The 17,761-nt window shown below is 62.5% G+C and carries 16 protein-coding genes; 11 read left to right on the top strand and 5 right to left on the bottom strand.

All coding sequences use genetic code 11. The features are described 5' to 3' along the window. Window positions 1-94 precede the first annotated feature (94 nt). Genes J5N58_RS21170 through J5N58_RS21160 form a run of 3 tightly spaced genes read left to right on the top strand, consistent with a single transcriptional unit; the run spans window position 95 to window position 2,515 of the window. The gene (locus J5N58_RS21170; RefSeq protein ID WP_113442144.1) at window positions 95-1,216 is read left to right on the top strand and encodes an ATP phosphoribosyltransferase regulatory subunit; all 1,122 of its coding nucleotides are present in this window, start codon (window positions 95-97) and stop codon (window positions 1,214-1,216) included. Beyond that, complete coding sequence (hisG, locus tag J5N58_RS21165; protein WP_113339445.1) at window positions 1,213-1,908, top strand: ATP phosphoribosyltransferase; 696 nt, start codon at window positions 1,213-1,215, stop codon at window positions 1,906-1,908. The genes J5N58_RS21170 and hisG overlap by 4 nt, the downstream gene beginning before the upstream one ends. Window positions 1,909-1,915: 7 nt before the next feature. Further along, window positions 1,916-2,515 (top strand): class I SAM-dependent DNA methyltransferase, encoded by a 600-nt coding sequence (locus tag J5N58_RS21160; protein ID WP_244712883.1) that lies wholly within the window; start codon window positions 1,916-1,918, stop codon window positions 2,513-2,515. 78 nt (window positions 2,516-2,593) lie between these two features. On the opposite strand, the gene J5N58_RS21155 is transcribed toward J5N58_RS21160, so the two are convergent. After that, window positions 2,594-3,037: a DoxX family protein gene (locus tag J5N58_RS21155; protein ID WP_112828302.1), complete on the bottom strand. Its 444-nt coding sequence runs from the start codon at window positions 3,035-3,037 to the stop codon at window positions 2,594-2,596. Window positions 3,038-3,205: 168 nt separating this feature from the next. Here J5N58_RS21155 and J5N58_RS21150 point away from each other — a divergent pair, with 168 nt between their 5' ends. Continuing rightward, window positions 3,206-3,913, top strand: a complete 708-nt coding sequence (locus J5N58_RS21150) for a glutathione binding-like protein (RefSeq protein WP_112828301.1) — start codon at window positions 3,206-3,208, stop codon at window positions 3,911-3,913. Between the two features lie 70 nt (window positions 3,914-3,983). Here J5N58_RS21150 and J5N58_RS21145 read toward each other — a convergent pair whose 3' ends face one another. From J5N58_RS21145 to groES, 3 genes are all read right to left on the bottom strand, one after another. After that, window positions 3,984-4,430, bottom strand: a complete 447-nt coding sequence (locus tag J5N58_RS21145) for a hypothetical protein (protein ID WP_244712881.1) — start codon at window positions 4,428-4,430, stop codon at window positions 3,984-3,986. A gap of 1,127 nt (window positions 4,431-5,557) precedes the next feature. Then, entirely contained in the window at window positions 5,558-7,195 is a 1,638-nt protein-coding gene (groL, locus tag J5N58_RS21140; RefSeq protein ID WP_113425925.1) for a chaperonin GroEL, read from the bottom strand. A gap of 63 nt (window positions 7,196-7,258) precedes the next feature. Continuing rightward, window positions 7,259-7,555, bottom strand: a complete 297-nt coding sequence (gene groES, locus J5N58_RS21135) for a co-chaperone GroES (RefSeq protein ID WP_112830927.1) — start codon at window positions 7,553-7,555, stop codon at window positions 7,259-7,261. A 352-nt stretch (window positions 7,556-7,907) separates the two neighbouring features. Between groES and J5N58_RS21130 the strand changes: the two genes are divergently transcribed. From J5N58_RS21130 to J5N58_RS21105, 6 genes are all read left to right on the top strand, one after another. Further along, window positions 7,908-8,759 carry a TIGR01459 family HAD-type hydrolase gene (locus J5N58_RS21130; protein WP_112830928.1) on the top strand — a complete coding sequence of 284 codons (852 nt, stop codon included), beginning with the start codon at window positions 7,908-7,910 and terminating at the stop codon, window positions 8,757-8,759. 14 nt (window positions 8,760-8,773) lie between these two features. After that, window positions 8,774-9,754, top strand: a complete 981-nt coding sequence (locus J5N58_RS21125) for a bifunctional riboflavin kinase/FAD synthetase (protein WP_113437379.1) — start codon at window positions 8,774-8,776, stop codon at window positions 9,752-9,754. Window positions 9,755-10,053: 299 nt separating this feature from the next. Further along, the gene (gene ileS, locus J5N58_RS21120; RefSeq protein ID WP_113442145.1) at window positions 10,054-12,936 is read left to right on the top strand and encodes an isoleucine--tRNA ligase; all 2,883 of its coding nucleotides are present in this window, start codon (window positions 10,054-10,056) and stop codon (window positions 12,934-12,936) included. Between the two features lie 134 nt (window positions 12,937-13,070). After that, entirely contained in the window at window positions 13,071-13,697 is a 627-nt protein-coding gene (locus J5N58_RS21115) for a hypothetical protein (RefSeq protein ID WP_112830931.1), read from the top strand. 88 nt (window positions 13,698-13,785) lie between these two features. Beyond that, window positions 13,786-14,265, top strand: coding sequence for a GNAT family N-acetyltransferase (locus J5N58_RS21110; protein ID WP_113442146.1), 480 nt, complete (start codon window positions 13,786-13,788; stop codon window positions 14,263-14,265). Window positions 14,266-14,378: 113 nt separating this feature from the next. Next, a complete protein-coding gene (locus tag J5N58_RS21105) occupies window positions 14,379-15,224 on the top strand; it encodes a GGDEF domain-containing protein (RefSeq protein ID WP_244712879.1) in 846 nt (281 codons plus the stop codon). Window positions 15,225-15,321: 97 nt separating this feature from the next. Here the strand turns inward: J5N58_RS21105 and J5N58_RS21100 are convergent, their stop codons facing one another. Beyond that, window positions 15,322-15,780 (bottom strand): nucleoside deaminase, encoded by a 459-nt coding sequence (locus tag J5N58_RS21100; protein ID WP_244712877.1) that lies wholly within the window; start codon window positions 15,778-15,780, stop codon window positions 15,322-15,324. 69 nt (window positions 15,781-15,849) lie between these two features. Between J5N58_RS21100 and J5N58_RS21095 the strand changes: the two genes are divergently transcribed. After that, complete coding sequence (locus tag J5N58_RS21095; protein WP_244712874.1) at window positions 15,850-17,757, top strand: pseudouridine synthase; 1,908 nt, start codon at window positions 15,850-15,852, stop codon at window positions 17,755-17,757. Window positions 17,758-17,761 lie beyond the last annotated feature (4 nt).

Genomic DNA, 17,761 nt, shown 5'->3' with positions numbered 1-17,761 from the left:
GTATAAGCGCGCGCGGCGAATCCTCTCCCCCCTTGTGGGGGAGATGGCCGGCAGGCCAGAGGGGGTATGCCGTCTCCGCGGAAAGAGCTTATCCATGCCCCTGATCAACATGCCGGATTTCGCCGGCGCCATTCTTGAGGAATTTTCGGCGCGCTCCACCGTCCGGGTCGATACGCCCGTGATCCAGCCGGCCGAGCCTTTCCTTGACATGGCGGGCGAGGATCTGCGCCGCCGCATCTTCATGACGGAGAACGAGCGCGGCGAGAGCCTGTGCCTGCGCCCCGAATTCACCATTCCGGTCTGCCTGCGCCACATCGAGACCGCGACCGGCACGCCGAAGCGTTATGCCTATCTCGGCGAGGTCTTCCGCCAGCGCCGCGACGGAGCCAACGAATTTTATCAGGCCGGCATCGAGGATCTCGGCGATACCGGTGTCGCGGCGGCCGACGCCCGCGCCATCGGCGATGCCTACGCCATTCTCGCGCGCCTGCTGCCCGGCCGGACGCTTGCCGTGACGCTGGGAGACCAGGCTGTATTCGAAGCCGTGGTCAAGGCGCTCGGCCTCCCGGCGGGCTGGCAGAAGCGCCTCATTCAGGCTTTCGGCAATGCTGATCAGATCGAGCAGTTGTTAAAGCGGCTCGGCAGTCCCAACCCCGTCGAAGGCCTGAACCCGATGGTGGCGGACCTGCTCGCTTCCGGTGACGATGCGGCACTGGTCGCCCATATCGATGAGACCATGCAGGCGACCGGCTATTCCACAAATGCCAGCCGCTCGCCGGTGGAAATCGCAAGACGCCTTAAGGAAAAGCAGGAACTGGCGCAAACGCGGCTTGACGGCGCGGCTCTCATTCTGCTGCGGGAGTTTCTGTCCCTGGAACTGCCGCTGCCGGATGCGACTTCGGCACTCGCGGGCTTTGCCGATGCGGCCGGCCTGAAGCTCGGCGCCGCCGTCTCCCGCTTCGACGAGCGGGTTGCGGCCCTTGCCAATGCCGGGCTCGATCTTGCCCGCATCACCTATCGCGCGGCCTTCGGTCGCCCTCTCGACTATTACACCGGCCTCGTCTTCGAAGTCGCGGTGAAGGGCCATCCGGCTGTGCTTGCCGGCGGTGGCCGCTTCGACCGTCTCCTGACCCTGCTCGGTGCCGAAAGCCGCATTCCGGCGGTCGGCTTTTCGCTCTGGCTCGACCGGATCGAGGCGGAAGGAAAACGTTCATGACGATTACCATCGGATTGCCCTCCAAGGGCCGGATGAAGGAGGATGCCTCTGCCGTCCTCGAACGCGCCGGGCTGAAGATCGTCGCCGTCGGCAACGATCGCTCCTATCGCGGGCGGATCGAAGGTGTAGACGACATCGAGATCGCCTTCCTCTCTGCCTCAGAGATTGCCCGTGAGATCGGCGCGGGAACCGTCGATTTTGGCGTTACCGGCGAGGATCTGATCCGGGAAGGGCTGGCGGAGGCCGACAAGCGCGTCGAAATCTCCGCCCGTCTCGGCTTCGGCCACGCCGATGTCGTCGTCGCCGTGCCGGAAATCTGGCTCGATGTCGACACCATGGCCGACCTCGGCGATGTCGCCGCCGATTTCCGCAGCCGTCATGGCCGGCGTCTGGCGATCGCCACGAAATACTGGCGCCTCACCCAGCAGTTCTTCTCCGGAAGCCACGGCATCCAGCTCTACCGCATCGTCGAAAGCCTTGGCGCCACGGAAGGCGCCCCGGCTGCCGGGCAGGCGGATATCATCGTCGACATCACCTCGACCGGATCGACGCTGCGCGCCAACCACCTGAAGATCCTTTCAGACGGCGTGATCCTGCGTTCGGAGGCCTGCCTCGTGCGTGCGCGCAAGCCGGAACACGAGGGCAATGCCCGGGTGGCCGAGATCGTCGCGGCCGTCCAGGCCGCCCTGTGAGACGCCGATGAGCGAGGCGGACCGGATCGTCGGCCTCTACGAGCGTCACGCGCATGCCTTTGACCGCCTGCGTTCGAAACGTCTGTTCGAACACGCCTGGATCGACCGTTTCGCCGGGAAACTGGCGCAAGGCTCCGGCGTGCTGGACCTCGGCTGCGGTTCCGGTGATCCCATCGCAGCCGCGCTGCTGGCGCGGGGAATGAAGGTGACCGGCATCGACGCCTCGCCGACGCTGATTGATCTCTGCCGCGAGCGGCTGCCATCGGGCGATTGGCAGAGGGCCGATATGCGTGAACTCTCGCTTGGCCGAACCTTCGATGGCATTCTGGCCTGGCACAGCTTCTTTCACCTGACGCCCGATGCGCAGCGCGCCATGTTTCCGCGCTTCGCTGCCCATGCTGTTGAAGGGACCGTGCTGATGTTCACATCGGGACCGTCGGAGGGGGTGGCGATGGGAGACCTGGAAGGCGAACCGCTTTATCACGCGAGCCATTCTCCGGAGGAATACCGTTGTCTCCTTGCGGAAAACGGCTTCGAAGTGCTCGCCCATACGGTGGAAGATCCCGAATGCGGAGGCGCCACCGTCTGGCTTGCCCGCGGGATCTGATTTCATTGTTTGGTCGGAAAACAAAAAGCCCGGCGGAACGGTCCGCCGGGCTCTCTGTTGCTTGGGAGCAGGGAACTGTCAGGCCGTAGCGAGAACGCCGCGGCGTGCGTCGAGCGAGTATGCGCCCGGGCCGTAGGTGGCGAGCAGGATGTAGGCGCCGGCAAGCGTGAAATTCTTCATCAGCATGATGCCGTTCAGCGCATTGATCCAGCCGAGTGCGCCTTCCGGCCAGCCTTCGATGGCGACGGTACCGCTGTGGAAGACAAGACCGGTGAACACGCAGAAGAGGGCGAGCGCCCAGCCGACGATCCGGGTCTGGAAGCCGACGAGGACGGCGAGGCCGGTGACCAGTTCGAACAGCCCTGCGAGATAGGCAAGCGCGGTGGCGGCCGGCAGGCCAGCGCCGGTAATCATGCCGGCGGTGCCGCTCGGGTCGGTCAGCTTGCCGAAGCCGGCATAGATGAACATGAAGGAAAGAAGGATGCGGGCGATCAGGATGATCGCATTGTTGCTATTGGACATCGGAAGCTCCTATGTATCGTGAGGCCGGGCTCCGCAGACCGGCAAGGCGTTAAAACTTTCCCGCTTTTAATGCCCTTTTTCGATTGTCCCGCATAGTTGGACGATGCTTGACTAATCGTTCGATAATTGAGAACGATGCCTCGCTCGTCGCCCCCAAAGGAGAAAACGATGGCTGATCTCTCCAGCTTTCCCATCACCAAGAAATGGCCTGCCAAGGACCCCTCCGTTATCCAGCTTTACTCCCTGCCGACACCGAATGGCGTGAAGGTTTCGATCGCGCTGGAGGAACTCGGTCTGCCTTACGAGGCGCATCTCGTTTCGTTTTCCACCAACGAGCAGAAGTCCCCGGAATTCGTTTCCCTGAACCCCAACGGACGCATTCCGGCAATCCTCGATCCGAACGGGCCGGACGGCAGGCCCATCGGCGTCTTCGAATCGGGCGCGATCCTGATCTATCTGGCGGAAAAGACCGGCAGGCTGCTGCCGAAGGAAGGCGCGGGCCGCTATGCGGCGCTGCAATGGCTGATGTTCCAGATGGGCGGCGTCGGCCCGATGTTCGGCCAGTTCGGCCATTTCTACAAATATGCCGCCGATAAGGTCGCCAACAATCCCTATCCGACGGAACGCTACCGTGACGAGACCCGCCGTCTGCTGGGCGTTCTGGAAGGCGAACTCGCCACCCGTCCGTGGCTGGCGGGCGACGAGTACACCATAGCCGACATCGCCACCTTCCCGTGGGTGCGCGGCCTGAAGGTCGGCTACGAAGCCGCCGATGTGATCGGTCTGGAAAACTATCCCAAGGTCATGGATTGGATGACGCGGGCCGAAAGCCGCCCCGCCAGCCAGAAGGGCCTTAACATTCCGCCGCGCCCCTGAGACGCGGTTTCCGGAAAAACGGAAGCGGCCGGGACGGCCGCTTCTTCGGCTTGGTGCCCGTTAAGAAGGATCAGCCGTAGCTGCGCAGATGCGCCCCCGGCGCCAGCTTGAATCGCGGAAACACGAACAGCCCGAGCATGTTGCCCGCGCTCGGTTCTTCCAACCCCGCCGACTCGCCAATGCAGAATACCGGTTGCCGATGGCCGTCCGCATGCACGATCGTCGTCGAGTAACAGAAGCGCGAGGACGAGGTAGCCGCCTGCTCGAACAGTTCGAGGATATGGGCGCGGTCATGCGCCTCGTAGCAGCGCATCATGCTGAGTAAACCGCATTCGGGCCCATCGAGGCCGTGCAGCAAGGTTGCGCGCGCGCCAAGCTTGATGACGCCGTTCGACAGATCGCCTTCCCATGCTTCCGACACGGTGAATTGGGACAAGACTAAAGTATCATTCTCCTCGGCCTCGGCAAAGGCGTGGGAATAGGGCTGGGCAGAATTGGCTCTGGCGATCTTAAACAAGGCGGTCCCCAAGTCGAAAGCCGATGGAAGCGTAAATGCTCTCGGGTTAGTCTCAATATTGTCTGTGATGCCGGAAAGCCGGCGTATTGCTCATGCTTTTCTGTATTTATCCCGCGCAGAGCCAGCCCTCAGAAGGCGGATCCCCGCTCGAGACTATATCAAGTATTATCTGTTACTTATATTTTACGGAAATACAAGTACATGCTTCGCGCATAGGTTACATCCTGCGTTCCCATACAAGGACAATGCTCAGCCGAAATTGTTACCGCTGGTAGTACGCAGTCCCGCCGAGCTCGTGGACGCACCAATTGACTCGCGAAGGGTTATTAATTTTTCGTTTTCTTCGCAATGGATTTTTTTGAACGGCGCGCGAAATCTTGTAGTTGAATAAAGACGAAAATAAACCTGCTGCATACCCCTATCGAATTAGGGAATATTGGACTCGATATCATGTTTTTTCGGGTCTGGAAACGGCCTGATGTCATACTTCGCCGTGGTTTTGGCCAGATGACCCGATTTTTTATGCATTATTGTCGCTTTTCTGTGCCGTCTTGAAACAGTCATTTTCCGCGACAGCCGGCCGAAAAAAGAAAATCTAAGATTTAATTAGAGTATTCGTATAAATAAATAAACGAAGAACGGTAGGTGACGTGTGGTTGCATGAGGGGCCTGGTTGTCGCGAGGCAAACGGAAAGACGGCGGGTGTCGAGCTCCTTGCACCTGTCGTGACCGGCAGCCTGGCGCAAACGAAAAGGGCGGCCCGAAGACCGCCCTTCCGAATACTGAACCGGATGATTGAGATGCAGGACCCGGAGGTCTTACATTATGTCCATGCCGCCCGTTCAGCGCGCTTGTCGCGCTGAACCACTTCAAGTGCATGGGCGAAGCTTTATGGCCATTCCTGCGATAGGCTGGCGCCTATCACATCATGTCCATGCCGCCCGTTCAGCGCGCTTGTCGCGCTGAACCACTTCAAGTGCGGGGGCGAAGCTTTATGGCCATTCCTGCGATAGGCTGGCGCCTATCACATCAGGTCCATGCCGCCCGTTCAGCGCGCTTGTCGCGCTGAACCACTTCAAGTGCGTGGGCGAAGCTTTATGGCCATTCCTGCGATAGGCTGACGCCTATCACATCATGTCCATGCCGCCCATGCCGCCCATGCCGCCCGGCATTGCCGGAGCGTCCTTCTTCGGCAGTTCGGCAATCATGGCTTCAGTGGTAATCAGCAGGCCGGCAACCGAAGCTGCGTCCTGGAGAGCGGTGCGGACGACCTTGACCGGGTCGACGATACCCATGGCGATCATGTCGCCATATTCGCCGGTCTGGGCGTTGTAACCGAAGTTGTCGGCATCCTTTTCGAGGATCTTGCCGACCACGATGGAGGCTTCGTCACCGGCGTTCTCGGCGATCTGGCGGCACGGTGCCTGGAGCGCGCGACGAACGATGTTGATGCCGGCTTCCTGGTCGTCATTGACGCCCTTAACCGTGATCTTGACCGACGAGCGCAGCAGAGCCACGCCGCCGCCCGGGACGATACCTTCCTGAACGGCTGCGCGGGTTGCGTTCAGCGCGTCGTCGATACGGTCCTTCTTTTCCTTCACTTCGATTTCAGTCGCACCGCCGACGCGGATGACGGCAACGCCGCCAGCGAGCTTGGCAAGACGTTCCTGCAGCTTTTCGCGGTCGTAGTCGGAAGTGGTTTCCTCGATCTGGGCCTTGATCTGGGCAACGCGGCCTTCGATGTCGGACTTCTGGCCGGCGCCGTCGACGATCGTGGTGTTTTCCTTCGAGATCGAAACCTTCTTGGCGCGGCCAAGCATGTCGAGGGTGACGGTTTCGAGCTTGATGCCGAGGTCTTCGGAGATGACGGTGCCACCGGTCAGGATGGCGATGTCTTCCAGCATGGCCTTGCGGCGGTCGCCGAAGCCCGGAGCCTTGACGGCAGCGATCTTGAGGCCGCCACGCAGCTTGTTGACGACGAGCGTTGCAAGGGCTTCGCCTTCGACGTCTTCAGCGATGATGAGGAGCGGCTTGCCGGTCTGAACGACGGCTTCGAGAACCGGCAGCATGGCCTGGAGGTTCGAAAGCTTCTTCTCGTGCAGGAGGATGAAGGCGTCTTCGAGGTCGGCCACCATCTTTTCCGGGTTGGTTACGAAGTAGGGCGAGAGATAGCCGCGGTCGAACTGCATGCCTTCGACGACTTCGAGTTCGGTTTCGGCGGTCTTGGCTTCCTCGACGGTGATGACGCCTTCGTTGCCGACCTTCTGCATGGCTTCGGCAATATCGAGACCGATCTGCTTTTCGCCGTTTGCCGAGATCGTGCCGACCTGTGCGACTTCTTCCGAGGTGTTGATCTTCTTGGCCTTGGCGAGCAGGTCCTTGACGACTTCCGTAACGGCGAGGTCGATACCGCGCTTCAGGTCCATCGGGTTCATGCCGGCGGCAACGGCCTTGGCGCCTTCGCGAACGATGGACTGGGCAAGAACGGTTGCGGTGGTGGTGCCGTCACCGGCGATGTCGTTCGTCTTCGAAGCGACTTCGCGGACCATCTGGGCGCCCATGTTCTCGAACTTGTCTTCCAGTTCGATTTCCTTGGCGACGGAAACACCGTCCTTGGTGATGCGCGGAGCGCCGAACGACTTGTCGATCACGACGTTGCGGCCCTTCGGGCCGAGGGTGACCTTCACTGCGTCAGCGAGGATGTCGACGCCGCGCAGCATCTTTTCGCGCGCGGTACGGCCGAATTTTACTTCTTTAGCTGCCATTTTTCAAACTCCCGGGTTTGAACCCATTGGTGAATTGCGGATTAGGAATGAGCAATCAGCCGATCAGCCGATGATGCCCATGATGTCGGCTTCCTTCATGATGAGGAGGTCGACGCCGTCGAGCTTGACTTCGGTGCCGGACCACTTGCCGAACAGGACGCGGTCGCCGACCTTGACGTCGAGAGCGACAACCTTGCCGTGGTCGTCACGGGCGCCCGGACCGACAGCGACGACTTCGCCTTCAGCCGGCTTTTCCTTGGCGGTGTCGGGAATGATGATGCCGCCCTTGGTCTTTTCTTCAGATTCGACGCGCTTGACGACAACGCGATCGTGCAGGGGGCGGAAAGATGTGCTTGCCATTGTCTAATCCCTCGATCAAATGACATTGACGGATCGCGGTGGATCCGTACGGAAACTGTTAGCACTCCCGATTGGAGAGTGCTAGCGGCGATGAGATAAGGGCGGCCTCGAGATGAGTCAAGCGCGGCCTGCCGAAAATATTCCACCCCTCAACGTTAACAGCGCTCCGTGACAGAATGTGTGACAGGCGCCCCGCCACGGTTTCGGGCCCCGTGGCGAGGATGGTGCAGGGCGTGGCCGGCCCCGGATAACTTGCCGTCGGCTATTTCATCGCCAAACCGCAAAGCCCCTTGCCTTGCTCGCGATCCTTTGCAATGTCACCGCTGACATGATTTGAAACCGGGAATTCACGATGGCCGAGCGCATCTCCACCTTGAGCGACGTCAGCGAGCGTTATGACGTCATCCTCTGCGATGTCTGGGGCGTGCTGCATAACGGCGTCGATGCCTTTCCGTCCGCCTCCGAAGCGCTGACTGCGGCGCGGAAGGCAGGCGCAACCGTGGTGCTGATTACCAATTCGCCGCGCCCGTCTCCTGATGTCGTCAGTCAGTTGAGGATGATCGGTGTCGCCGATACCGCCTATGACGGTATCGTCAGCTCGGGCGATGTGACCCGCACGCTGATCGCAGCCGGCCCGAAGAAGATTTTCTTCCTCGGACCCGATCGCGACCTTCCGCTGCTGGATGGCCTCGGTGTCGAGGTCGTTTCCGCAGATGAGGCGGGTGCGATCGTCTGCACCGGTTTTTTCGATGACGAGAGCGAAACGCCGGAGGACTACCACGACATGCTGGTCGCCTTTCAGAAGCGCGGCGTGCCGCTGATCTGCGCCAATCCCGACCTGATCGTCGAGCGCGGTTCGCGCATGATCCCCTGCGCTGGTGCGGTTGCTGCCTATTACGAGCAGCTGGGCGGCGAAACCCGTGTTGCCGGAAAGCCGTATCGCCCGATCTACGATGCCGCGATGGCCGCTGCCGGAAAGAAGAGGGGGAGCGAGACCGTGAAGGATCGCGTGCTGGCCATCGGCGACGGCATGCCGACCGATGTTCGCGGCGCTCTCGATGCCGGTCTCGACCTCCTTTATATCTCGGGCGGCATCCACGCCGCCGAATATACGGTCAACGGCAAGCCTGACGAGGCGATCCTGAATGCCTATCTGAAGCGCGAGAACGCCGATCCGAAATACTGGATGCAGAGGCTCGCCTGAGCCGGGACGCCGTCATGACCGTCTTTCATCGCAACGAAAAGAAGAATCCGCTCCCCGAAAGCCTGAAAGGCGGTGTCATCGCCATCGGCAATTTCGACGGCGTTCATCGCGGCCATCAGACGGTGCTCAACCGGGCGCTGGAACTGTCGAGGGATCGTGGCGTTCCGGCGCTGGTTCTGACCTTCGAACCCCATCCTCGCTCGGTCTTCCGGCCGGACCAGCCGGTCTTCCGCCTGACGCCGGCCCCGCTCAGGGCAAGCCTGCTGGAAGCGATGGGCTTTCATTCGGTCATCGAATATCCCTTCGACCGCGCTTTCTCCAACCGCTCGGCGGAGGAATTCGTCCGCTCCATCCTGGTCGAATGGCTCGGCGCAACGGAGGTTGTGACGGGGTTCGATTTTCATTTCGGCAAGGGCAGGGAAGGCGGTCCGGCCTTCATGATGGAAGCCGGCAAGCGCCACGGTTTCGGCGTGACGCTGGTCGATGCCTTCCGCGACGAAGGCGCGGAGGTCGTTTCCTCAAGCCGCATCCGCAGCCTGCTGCGGGAGGGGAATGTCGCCGAGGCGGCCGGATTGCTGGGATACCGCTTCACGGTCGAGGCGGAGGTCATCAAGGGCCAGCAGCTCGGCCGCACGCTCGGCTTCCCGACCGCCAACATGGCGCTGGCGCCTGAGGCCGGCCTGAAGCCCGGTATCTACGCGGTGCGGCTGCGCCGTCCGGACGGTTCCCTGCATGACGGCGTCGCGAGCTTCGGCTATCGGCCTACCGTAACGGACAACGGCGCGGCCCTGCTCGAAACCTTCGTGTTCGACTTCTCCGGCAGCCTCTACGGCGAGCACTGTCGCGTCTCCTTCTTCGGCCATCTGCGCGACGAGTTGAAGTTTTCCGGTCTGGAGCCCCTGGTCGAGCAGATCCGCAAGGACGAGGAGGAGGCGAGGGCGCTTCTCGCCGGCGTGGCGCCGATCAGCCCGCTCGATGCAAAGATCGCGTTTTGAACCGGCGTTGCCGGCCTGCATGGGTACGAGCTTTGCCGGCCACGGCGCAGAGCACGGCTTTCCTCAGTCACAAACTTACAGCGCGCCTCTTCCTTTTCACGGCAAAACCGCTTAAAGAACCGCCACCATGACCAGGGTTCGGCTGACCAAGTCCCTTCGAATTATTGGCCCGGCCTTTCGCGCTCTTTGAGGGAGCCGAAGGGTCCGGGTTTTTGGCGCTTCCCTCGCGAGCGCTTCCGCCACCTTGAATTCCAAGAGATTATTCGCGACCCGTTCCGGGCGCCTTCGATGGCAAGATCATGACCGATACCGCTGAAAAAGTTGACTATTCCTCCACCCTCTATCTGCCCCAGACCGATTTCCCAATGCGCGCCGGCTTGCCGCAGAAGGAGCCGGAAATGGTCAAGCGCTGGCAGGAGATGGGTCTCTACAAGAAGCTTCGCGCCTCCGCCGCCGGCCGCGAAAAATTCGTCCTGCATGACGGACCTCCCTATGCCAACGGCAACATCCATATCGGCCACGCGCTGAACAAGATCCTGAAGGACGTCATCACCCGCTCCTTCCAGATGCGCGGCTTCGACGCCAACTACGTTCCGGGCTGGGACTGCCACGGTCTGCCGATCGAATGGAAGATCGAGGAAAAATATCGCGAGAAGGGCAAGAACAAGGACGAGGTTCCGGTCAACGAATTCCGCAAGGAGTGCCGCGACTTCGCCAGCCAGTGGATCAAGGTGCAGGCGGACGAGTTCAAGCGCCTCGGCATCGAGGGCGACTTCGAAAACCCCTACACCACCATGAATTTCCACGCCGAAGCCCGCATCGCCGGCGAACTCCTGAAGATCGCCAAGAGCGGCCAGCTCTATCGCGGCTCCAAGCCCGTCATGTGGTCTGTGGTCGAGCGCACTGCACTGGCGGAAGCCGAAGTCGAATATGCCGACGTCGAAAGCGACACGATCTGGGTGAAGTTTCCGGTTGTAGAGGGTGCCGCAGATCTCAAGGGTAACTTCGTCGTCATCTGGACGACCACGCCTTGGACGATCCCGGGCAACCGGGCCATCTCGTTTTCGTCGCGCTACCCCTACGGGCTCTACGAGGTCGAGAGCGCGCAGAACGATTTCGGTCCGCAGCCGGGCGAAAAGCTGATCTTCGCGACCCGTCTTGCCGATGAGGCAGCAGCTAAGGCCAAGCTCACCTTCAAGTTCGTGCGGGACGTGGCACCCGAAGAACTCGCCGCCATCACCTGCGCCCACCCCCTCGCCGATCTCGGCTACGATTTCCCGGTTCCCCTGCTCGATGGCGATCACGTCACCGACGACGCGGGCACTGGCTTCGTGCACACCGCGCCGAGCCATGGTCGCGAGGACTTTGACGCCTGGATGCATCACGCCCGCGATCTCGAAGCCCGCGGTATCTCGTCAAAAATCCCGTTCCCGGTCGACGACGCCGGCTTCTACACCGCCGATGCCCCCGGCTTCGAGGGCGCCCGCGTCATGGATGACAACGGCAAGAAGGGCGATGCCAACGAGCGCGTCATCAAGGCGCTGATCGCCGCCGACAAGCTCTTCGCCCGTGGCCGCCTGAAGCACTCCTATCCGCATTCCTGGCGTTCCAAGAAGCCGGTCATCTTCCGCAACACGCCGCAGTGGTTCGTCTACATGGACAAGGACCTCGGCGATGCGACGACGCTGCGCACCCGCGCGTTGAAAGCGATCGACGAGACCCGCTTCGTGCCGGCTGCCGGCCAGAACCGCCTGCGCGCCATGATCGAGACGCGCCCGGACTGGGTTCTGTCCCGTCAGCGCGCCTGGGGTGTGCCAATCGCCGTCTTCGTCGATGAAAACGGCGAGGTGCTGCAGGACGATGCCGTCAACGCCCGCATTCTCGAAGCCTTCGAGGCCGAAGGCGCCGATGCGTGGTTCGCCGAAGGCGCCCGCGAGCGCTTCCTCGGCACCCGTGCCAACGAAGGTTGGACGCAGGTCCGCGACATTCTCGACGTGTGGTTCGACTCGGGTTCCACCCATTCCTTCGTTCTGGAAGACCGCCCCGACCTGAAATGGCCGGCCGATGTCTATCTCGAAGGCTCAGACCAGCATCGCGGCTGGTTCCATTCGTCGCTGCTCGAAAGCTGCGCCACCCGTGGCCGCGCGCCCTATAACGCCGTCGTCACCCATGGCTTCACCATGGACGAGCAGGGCCGCAAGATGTCGAAGTCTCTCGGCAACACCGTGGTTCCGCAGGATGTGATGAAGGAATCGGGCGCGGATATCCTGCGCCTCTGGGTCATGACCACCGACTACTGGGAAGACCAGCGCCTCGGCAAGACCATCATCCAGACCAACATCGACGCTTACCGCAAGCTGCGCAACACGGTTCGCTGGATGCTCGGCACGCTGGCCCACGACAGCGGCGAGGAGATCGCCCTTGCCGACATGCCGGAACTGGAACGGTTGATGCTGCACCGGCTGGCGGAACTCGACAAGGTCGTGCGCGAAGGCTACGACGCCTTCGATTTCAAGAGGATCACCCGCGCGCTGATCGACTTCTCCAACGTCGAGCTTTCGGCCTTCTATTTCGATGTCCGCAAGGATGCGCTCTACTGCGATGCGCCGTCGAGCCTGAAGCGCCGCTCGGCGCTCGCCGTGATCCGCAAGCTGTTCGATTGCCTTGTCACCTGGCTCGCGCCCATGCTGCCCTTCACCATGGAAGAGGCATGGCTGTCGCGCAATCCGTCGGCCGTCTCGGTGCATCTGGAGCAGTTCCCGGCCGTTCCGGCCGAGTGGCTCAACCCGGCTCTGGATGAGAAGTGGGAAAAGATCCGCAAGGTCCGCACGGTCGTCACCGGCGCTCTCGAAATCGAGCGTCGCGAAAAGCGCATCGGCTCATCGCTGGAGGCGGCCCCCGTCGTCCATGTCGGCGATGTCGAGCTGTTCAAGGCGCTGGAAGGCCAGGATTTCGCCGAGATCTGCATCACCTCGGCCATCTCGGTTGTGGCGGACGAAGGTCCGGCTGATGCCTTCCGCCTGACCGAAGTCGGCAAGGTTTCGGTCGAGCCGAAGCTTGCCGAGGGACGTAAATGCGCCCGCTCGTGGAAGATCACGCCCGATGTCGGTTCCGATCCGGACTATCCGGATGTTTCCGCCCGCGACGCGGCCGCGCTGCGCGAACTGGCTGCGCGCCATTAACGAAATGTTACCGGATGATTTGCGCTTTCGCCCGTCATCCGGTAAATGTGCCTGAAAATGGCCGAAATTTTCCATCACGCGGGGTGATAGGATATCGGCACAAGCATCATCAGCGGCGAGGCTCGAAGGCATTCATGAAATCGGCAGATCTGTTCAGAGTTGGTGTCGGAATGGCCGGCCTCCTGCTCGCATGTTCCGCATTGACCGGTTGCGTCGGCAGCCCGACCTACGGCACCGACAAGACGGCGATGGAACAGCTTGTCGATGACGTCGGTTCGGCGGTTTCGATCGGTTCCAACCCCACCAAGAATGCGGGCACGAAGTACAATCCCCGTCCGGCGCTGGTGATGCCGCCGCAGAGCGCCAAGAACACGCTGGTCGCTCCGCAGCAGTCGCTCGCCAGCAAGGCGAACCCGGAATGGCTGGAAACGCCGGAAGAGGCGCGCGCCCGTCTGGTCGCCGAAGCCGACGCCAACGCCAACAATCCGCGCTATCGTTCGCCGCTGCTCGCCGGCTATGGCACCGCCGGCACGATGACCGAGACCCAGAAGTGGGAAGCGTTCCGCGAAGCCCGCAAGCAGCAGAAGGGCGCCTATCTCGATCAGCGCCGCTACCTGTCCGATCCGCCGACGGAATACCGCCAGGCCGACGAGGCTGCCCTGAACGATCTCGGCGAACCGGAATCCAAGAAGGAAAAGCGCCGCAAGAAGGAAGCGAAGGCCGCGAGCCAGAGCTCATCCTGGTGGATGCCGTTCCAATAATCCTGGGTCAGGATAGACAGTTTCATTCCCTGGGGCAGGCCGGAAACGACCTGCCCTTTCCACGTCTTGCCGTTGGGAGATTTGCCCGATGAACTTCACCATTCGCGATGCCGGTCCCGATGACGCGGGCATCATCCTGCGTTTCATCACCGAGCTTGCCGTCTATGAAAAAGCCGGCCATGAGGTGGAGGCGACCGAGGAAAGTCTGAGGGAATCGCTGTTCGGGCCGGATTCGGTCACGGGGGCGGCGATCATCGAGGCGGACGGCCAGCCGATCGGTTCTGCCATCTGGTTCTTCAATTATTCCACCTGGCAGGCCAGGAATGGCCTCTATCTCGAAGACCTCTACATCACGCCGGACTATCGCCGTTTCGGTGCCGGCAGGATGCTGCTGCGTCATCTGGCGAGGATCGCCGTCGAAAAGGGATGCGGCCGTTTCGAATGGAGCGTTCTCGACTGGAACGAGCCTGCTATCCGCGCCTATGACGCGATCGGCGCGGAGCCCCAGACGGAATGGATCCGCTACCGCCTCGCCGGCGACAAGCTCAAGGCGTTCGCGGCCGGCTGATCCTGCCGCTGCAGCATACTTCCCGTGCGCCAGTCGTGGCGTGTAGTGTTTTTTGCGATAACAGCATCACGTAACGTTAACCTGCGCCTCGCATAAGGTGAGGCATGTTTCGGGTGAGCAGGAAAACGACGATCAAGGCGGCAATTGCGACCGGTGCCTCCGTTGTGGTCTCGGTCTCCATCTGCCTTCTGCTCGTGCCCCTTCTGGGTGGCCAGCCCGATGGCCCGGGTTTCTGGATGAGCGTTTTCTGCCCTCTGGTGATTGCCGGGCCGGCAAGCGCCTGGCAATTTCATCAGAGCGAGGTCATCGGCAATCAGCGGGACGAGATCGCCCGCATGCATGTCGAACTGGAAGACATGCATGCCGAACTCAGGCATATCCACGAGGACCTTCGTGCGAGAGCCCGTCGCGACCCCCTGACCGGTGGCCTCAACCGGGGTGCCCTTTTCGCCGAGCTTGCCGAAATCGCGCCGTCCCATGAGGGCCCGGCGGCCCTTTTGATCGCGGACGCGGATCACTTCAAGCGGATCAACGATAGCTTCGGCCATCTCGTGGGCGACGAGGCCTTGCGCCGCATTGCGGATGCGATTGCCGCAAGCCTCGATGAAAAGGACATGTGGGGGCGGATCGGTGGCGAGGAATTTCTGATGTTTCTGCCGGCCACGACGCGCACGCGGGCAGTCGCCATCGCCGACGGTATCCGCCACGCGGTGGCGACCGCCGATTTTCTGGCCGATGGTGAGCCGGTTCCCCTCAGCGTCAGCATCGGCGTTGCAAGCCTGCGCGACCGTTTCGAGCCCGCCGATATTTTCAGGCAGGCCGACGAGCATCTTTATCGCGCCAAGTCCGGCGGGCGGAACCGCGTAGTCTTCGACGGTCAGGAACTGGAGCGTTTCCAGCAGGAGTGGGAACCGGTTCTACGTCCGCAGTGGCATGAAAACAAAGGGATAGAACACTGAAGGCGACCGGGTTTTTCGCCGGAAACGCCGGAGATAGGCTGTCGGCGCGAAGTCTCTCGACCCGGCGGAGTCGCAGCTGTGAACCGAAGGCGCGGTGTCAATCGCCCTCTCGCCTTTCCCGGAAGAACCCGCGCAGGATCTCCGCCGATTCCGCCTCCCCGATGCCGGAATAGACTTCTGGAACATGATGGCAGGTCGGTTGCCGGTAAAACCGCACGCCGTTGTCGACGCCGCCCCCTTTCGGGTCCTCGGCGCCGTAATAGAGACGGCGGATGCGCGCAAAGGAGATCGCCGCGGCGCACATCGTACAGGGTTCCAGCGTGACATAGAGATCGGCGCCGGACAGCCGTTCGTCGCCGATTACTTCCGCCGCGCGCCGGATGGCGAGGATTTCGGCATGGGCCGTGACATCGCGAAGAGCGCGCGTCTCGTTGCCCGCGCGCGCGACGATCACGCCGTCATGAACGAGGACGGCGCCGATCGGCACCTCGCCGCGGCCTGCGGCGGCCCGCGCTTCCAGAAGGGCTGCCTCCATGAAGCCGTTTGTCTTCGTCATCGCGCAACTTTCCTCTTAACCAAGGCCGCGTGACCTGATACGACAGCCCAAACGACAGGCAAACAGCAAATGACAATCAAAGACAAGTCCAAGCGACCGGCGGGCAAGCCCTCCGATCGCAGCGGTAAACCGCTCACTCGCAAATCGGCAGGTGCCGACAGGAAGCCGGAACAGAAGGCAGCAAAGGGCGCGGCCCAGCCTTCCGCCGACGAGGCGATGAAGCCGGAACGCATCTCCAAACTGCTCGCCCGCGCAGGCGTGGCCTCGCGCCGCGATGTCGAGCGCATGATTATGGAAGGCCGGGTGAGCCTGAACGGCAAGGTGCTCGACACCCCGGTCGTCAACGCCACGCTTTCCGACAGGATCGAGGTCGATGGCGAGGCAATCCGCGGTATCGAACGCACGCGGCTTTGGCTCTATCACAAGCCGGCCGGACTGGTGACCACCAATTCCGACCCCGAAGGGCGTCCGACGGTGTTCGACAACCTGCCGGAAGACCTGCCGCGCGTGATGTCCATCGGTCGTCTCGACATCAATACCGAGGGCCTGCTGCTTCTGACCAATGATGGCGGTCTGGCGCGGGTGCTCGAACTGCCGACCACCGGCTGGCTGCGCCGCTACCGCGTACGTGCCCATGGCGAGATCGATCAGGCGGCGCTCGACAAGCTCAAGGAAGGCATTGCCGTCGACGGCGTGCTCTATGGTTCGATCGACGCGACGCTCGACCGCACCCAGGGCCACAATCAGTGGATCACCATGGGCCTGCGCGAAGGCAAGAACCGCGAGATCAAGAACGTGCTCGGCGCGCTCGGCCTCGACGTGAACCGCCTGATCCGCATCTCCTACGGTCCCTTCCAGCTTGGTGACCTGCCGGAAGGCAAGGTCGTCGAGGTTCGCGGCCGCATGCTGCGCGACCAGCTCGGGCCGCGACTGATCGAGGACGCCAAGGCGAATTTCGACGCGCCGGTTTATGAACACGGTTCTTCGGACGAAGACGAGGCGCCCGCCCGGCAGAAGGCGCAGAAGTCCGATTGGGCCCGCGAGGAAAGCCCGCGCGGTGAGGGACGTCGTGAGGACCGTCGCGAGCGGGCGCTCGATCGCCTCGATACCCGCCGCGACGAAGCGCGCGGCAAGCCCCAGGGCAGGCGCGATGGCGGCAAGCGCGGTTTCGGTGACCGCCCGGAACGTGACGAGGGCCGTGGAGCCGAACGGCCCAAGCGGCCTCCGGCGGCCAAGTCGCGCACGACCAATGTCTGGATGGCGCCCGGTGCCCGTCCGGTTGCCGAGAAGAAGGCCGTGGAAGGCGCAGACGCCGAAAGGCAGCCGCATGCCCGCCGCGAAGGCGCGCCCGCCAGTAAGCGCTACGGACGCGACAAGGATGGCAAGCCGACCAAGGCGCTGACCCGCTTCGACCCGGACCGGAAGGGCGGTTCGGATTTCGCCCGCCGCGAGGCCGGCCCGCGCGTGCAGATCAGCCGCGCCCGTGATGAAGAGGGTGAATGGATTCGCGCCGAGGGGCCGGATCGTTCGTCGAAGGACCGTGGCGAGGGCTTTGGAGCCAAGCGCGGCGGCGACCGTCCGGCGAGAGGTGAACGTTCCGAGCGTCCGGCCCGTGCCGACGCCCGTGCCTATGGCGACCGTCCCCGTTTTGACAGGTCGCGCGAAGATCGCCCCCGTGACGATCGCCCGAGAGGCGAAAGGCCTTTCGGCGACAAGCCGCGCAGCGCCGACAGCCGACCCGCCGTCGACCGCCCGTTCGGCGGCAAGCCGAAGGGCGCAAAGCCCTTTGGCGCCAAGGCGGGAGCGAGAAGCGCCGACAGGGCTGCCGCCCCCGGAGGCTTCTCAGGCAAGCCGCGCGGCGATCGCCCTGGCGGCAAGGGACCCGGCGGGAAAAGTCCCGGCGGCAAGAGTTTTGGCGGCAGACCCTCCGGGGGCAAGCCTTCCGGCGGGCGCGGTCCCGCCAGGGGCAAGAGGTAACGGG

Origin of the sequence: Paenirhizobium cremeum, assembly GCF_022884085.1 — a bacterium.
Taxonomy (GTDB): domain Bacteria; phylum Pseudomonadota; class Alphaproteobacteria; order Rhizobiales; family Rhizobiaceae; genus Allorhizobium; species Allorhizobium cremeum.
This window is presented reverse-complemented; position numbering and strand designations above follow the sequence as displayed.